5 protein-coding genes are annotated in these 3369 nt (G+C 41.2%); 3 read left to right on the top strand and 2 right to left on the bottom strand.

The features are described 5' to 3' along the window. The first annotated feature begins 275 nt into the window (after nt 1-275). Entirely contained in the window at nt 276-770 is a 495-nt protein-coding gene (locus A3766_RS22850) for a hypothetical protein (protein WP_068507772.1), read from the top strand. Nucleotides 771-819: 49 nt separating this feature from the next. Here A3766_RS22850 and A3766_RS22845 read toward each other — a convergent pair whose 3' ends face one another. Together A3766_RS22845 and A3766_RS22840 are read right to left on the bottom strand one after the other, a co-directional pair. Further along, nucleotides 820-1155 (bottom strand): hypothetical protein, encoded by a 336-nt coding sequence (locus A3766_RS22845; protein WP_068507770.1) that lies wholly within the window; start codon nt 1153-1155, stop codon nt 820-822. A 174-nt stretch (nt 1156-1329) separates the two neighbouring features. Next, a complete protein-coding gene (locus A3766_RS22840) occupies nt 1330-1590 on the bottom strand; it encodes a hypothetical protein (RefSeq protein WP_068507768.1) in 261 nt (86 codons plus the stop codon). 275 nt (nt 1591-1865) lie between these two features. Here A3766_RS22840 and A3766_RS22835 point away from each other — a divergent pair, with 275 nt between their 5' ends. Together A3766_RS22835 and A3766_RS22830 are read left to right on the top strand one after the other, a co-directional pair. Then, a complete protein-coding gene (locus A3766_RS22835; RefSeq protein WP_068638289.1) occupies nt 1866-2699 on the top strand; it encodes a hypothetical protein in 834 nt (277 codons plus the stop codon). A 90-nt stretch (nt 2700-2789) separates the two neighbouring features. Continuing rightward, on the top strand, nt 2790-3338 hold the full coding sequence (locus A3766_RS22830) for a VF530 family DNA-binding protein (RefSeq protein ID WP_068507412.1): 549 nt from the start codon (nt 2790-2792) through the stop codon (nt 3336-3338). Nucleotides 3339-3369 lie beyond the last annotated feature (31 nt).

Raw genomic sequence — 3369 nt, 5'->3', positions numbered from 1 at the left:
CACGTAGTGTTAGAAAACAACTCTTTATTCTATAGAGACTGCGCTATCGAATACATAAAACCCTTATATATTTTTGAGAAGTGTGAGGTATTGCTTTTCTAGAGTGTAAAAAATTGCAATAAGTTCACGGTTTCCAGTATTCAAAATGTTTGTCATGGAATGAAAAGTGTATAATCTTCATTCTTAAATTTAATATATTTTTCATGTGCTTACGTGTCAGGTCAGCTTCGTAAAGCCTTTCCGCAACGCAGGGTTTACTGTATAGATGACGTATTATGAAGAAACAAGACATCAGTAGTAACAATAGATCGGGTGAGAGCCAGGTATCAGTGAAGCCAGAACCGGTGGATGAAAGCTGGGCGCTAGCTTTGCTTAATGAAGCACTCATCGAAGAGGCCGCAGAAACTACGATTGAAAGAGCTAAAACTACTGTTGGGAAAGCGGAACAAAACTGTGAGCTTTCAGATGACAGTGTTACCGAAAGTCTTAACGATAATGCTGAAGTGTTCTCGAAAGCGGTAGGCAGCAATGAATTGCCTGAACATTCGTCTTCAGAATCTCTGCAATTAATGTACAGACAACACAGCCTGTCTGCGGACTACGCTCATAGCAATGAGGTGCATAGAAGTGCTTCATTGTCTGCAATTCAAATGCAGCAGATTGTTTTTAATGAAGTTAAAAAATTTAATGCAGAATCAGAAAAGCTGGCAAACCGAAGTTGCAGAAATTGGCTGGCTCGCTTGATTGCAAAGTTTACCGGCAGGTCATGATTAGCTAATTACCTAGCTCGGTAAGGTCAACATAGAAAAGTCTTAAGTGTTAATTCTCTTCCAAGAAAGCCTGGATTAGTTTCTTACAATGCTTTGATAAACTTCCCGACAGATAAAGGGTAGGGTGTTCAGCGCTTTCTTCAAGAATTGAGTCAAGCAATTCGCTTTCATCATCATCTGATAAATTCACAATCCACATATTGATGCGGGTGTCGTCCTGAAGCTGTGCTTCGTTCATGCTGGAGTCAAAACAATGAATTTCTGCATCACAATATAGAGCGAGCTCTTTAGATAAGCTTCTAACATAGAGCTCTGATGATGCGTATACGCCGACGACTCTCTCGGTGCATTCTTCAACAAGTGGTGTAGGAATTGGTGCGTGCATTAATTCTTCGCTTAGCGCTTCTTCTTGGACGATCTCAGTTCTCTCTGTTTCCTCGCTTGCTGGTTCAAGGGCTTTCTCTGGTTCTAGAGTCGGAAGCTCTTCAAGTAATAGTTCAGCTTCGGCGCATATATCATCGAGAATCGAACCGTCCTCTAGTAAAGGAGGCTTGCTTTCCTAAATGGAAGATAGCATTACATCTACATTTTTTGCTTCTTCCGAAATATATACGCCAAAAGGGTTCAAAAGCTCAGGTTTGGAGTGATTGTCGTCTTGAGATTGATGCGCTTCAGAGCCTAGAATTGGAATATGCAGGGCATCTTGCTCACCAGTTGACCAGATATCTTCCGCATGAGCTGATGAGCCCGTTGGAATATTGACTTTCTTAAGGTCAGACTTGCTCTTAATGCTTTTACTGCCGAACATGTGAATATTCATGATAATGCCTGCAAACTTTAAAGTTAAACTATATTGGTTAATAGATGTTCATAACTAAAGCCTAGTCATTATTACGCAAAAGTAAGCTAAGGTTCTGCAAACAAATGTGAAATCTGGTTTTATGATGGAAGTAATGTGTCACATATTTGGATTATCTCGTGTTTTTGTATTGTGACTAGGTTCAAAATTCGAATAAACTGCGCTTCAGGCAGTATTGGAACTGCCGATAAAAGGGAATTGACAAGTTCATGCAGGGAATAGGGAGGTTCGCCGCAGTGTTTAAACGCCTAAAATTACATAAGAAACCAAAGCCAGATTTACGCTTTATTGACCCTGAAATATACCGGGCTCAGAGGCAAGCTCCCAAACGAAGCACTTCAATACCTTTCACTAGAAAAGGATATGACATAAAGCCGAACAATTTGTATTCGGATGTGTATTCAGGTTTATCGCAGTCAAGCGTCAAAACACACTCTACTAAAACATCTTTTTATCGGACTCGTGCAGGGAAACCTCTATCGGAACCTGAATCGTCGGATAGGCCTGTATACGTAAGTACTGAAAAGGATGAGGCTTTCTATCTGGAAGGTGTGAAAGCTTTGCCTCAAATGCTGGTAGAGGAAAGTCAAAAGCAGGAGCTCAAAGAGCATCCTCATATCGACTTATTTGATATGTTTGTTGCGCAGTCTGATAACGCGAGAGTAATCGTGGGTAATCAGCTCAGTATAGAAGACCGGTATCTTGGGCCAAACTATCTGTGTGAGCGTAGTCTAGGAATATTTTCTGACTCAAAAATGTATTCAGCTTTAATTAGAAAGGAGCTGAGTTCATACCGGGTAGATGTCCGCCACTTTAATCACCCTACTACCTTTGTTGAAAGTCGATATGAGTTCTATGACCGAATTTCTGCATGGATTCTGTTTTTGTCAGATGATTGTGATGAAGGCTTTATTGATCGTTTTCTGGACCGTTACTGTGATAAGCCAACTTTATTCCTGTGCCCCAAAATGAGCAGAAAGAATGCGACTGAGCGTGTGAAGGAATTTATTAATCAATATGGGCTTGAGGAAGAAGTCGATCTCTGCGACTCAGAGATTGAGTTAGTTTAGTGGTTTGTTCGAAAGTTATTTAAAACAAACTCTTCTATTGCTTCTTTAAGGTATAATGCTGCGAATTACTTTTTGGAGCCCAACCACCTCATGACTGAAGAAATTAACTACCAGAATAACCCTTTGCATGGCCTGGGTTTAAAGACGCTTGTGACAGAAATCGTTGATTTCTATGGCTTTCAAATCCTGCACGCATATTTGAATCTGAATTGCTTCAAGACAAATCCAAGTATCGAGTCCAGCGTTAAGTTTTTAAAGAAAACGGATTGGGCTCGTGAAAGAGTTGAAGCATTTTACCTTTACCAGTTTAAAAGTCTCCCTAAGGCTTCCCCTGAGCAGTTCGAATTGCCTCCTCGCGACCGTATTATTCCTGACGGACAAACTCCTGGTGAACCGGCAGAACTAAGCCTTGAAGATGCTGAGGAACTTAGGGAAAAACGAGAGCGAAAAGCTGCAGAAAGGCGAGGTAGTGGTGATAGCTTTTCGAGAAACAGGAAGTTTACCGCTTCGCCCTACACTAAATCTGGATCTGAAAAGACAAGAGATAAGCCTAATAGCGACAACGAAGAATCAGGCGCTAAGAAGCCGAGTAAGCCTTCTTCAGGTGCTGCTGACCCATGGGCTAAGTGGAAGGAATAAGACTCGCGTCACATAATTGCTCCGTATGCTA

It is taken from the genome of Oleiphilus sp. HI0132 (assembly GCF_001635845.1).
Note: the sequence above shows the minus strand (reverse complement) of the source record. Positions and strands in the feature narration are given on the sequence as shown.

What these genes read in the sequence shown, in the direction of transcription:
- A3766_RS22830 (WP_068507412.1), top strand. Translation starts at nt 2,790, where the DNA reads ATGACTGAAGAAATTAACTACCAGAATAACCCTTTGCATGGCCTGGGT.
- A3766_RS22850 (WP_068507772.1), top strand. Translation starts at nt 276, where the DNA reads ATGAAGAAACAAGACATCAGTAGTAACAATAGATCGGGTGAGAGCCAG.
- A3766_RS22840 (WP_068507768.1), bottom strand. Translation starts at nt 1,590, where the DNA reads ATGAATATTCACATGTTCGGCAGTAAAAGCATTAAGAGCAAGTCTGAC.
- A3766_RS22845 (WP_068507770.1), bottom strand. Translation starts at nt 1,155, where the DNA reads ATGCACGCACCAATTCCTACACCACTTGTTGAAGAATGCACCGAGAGA.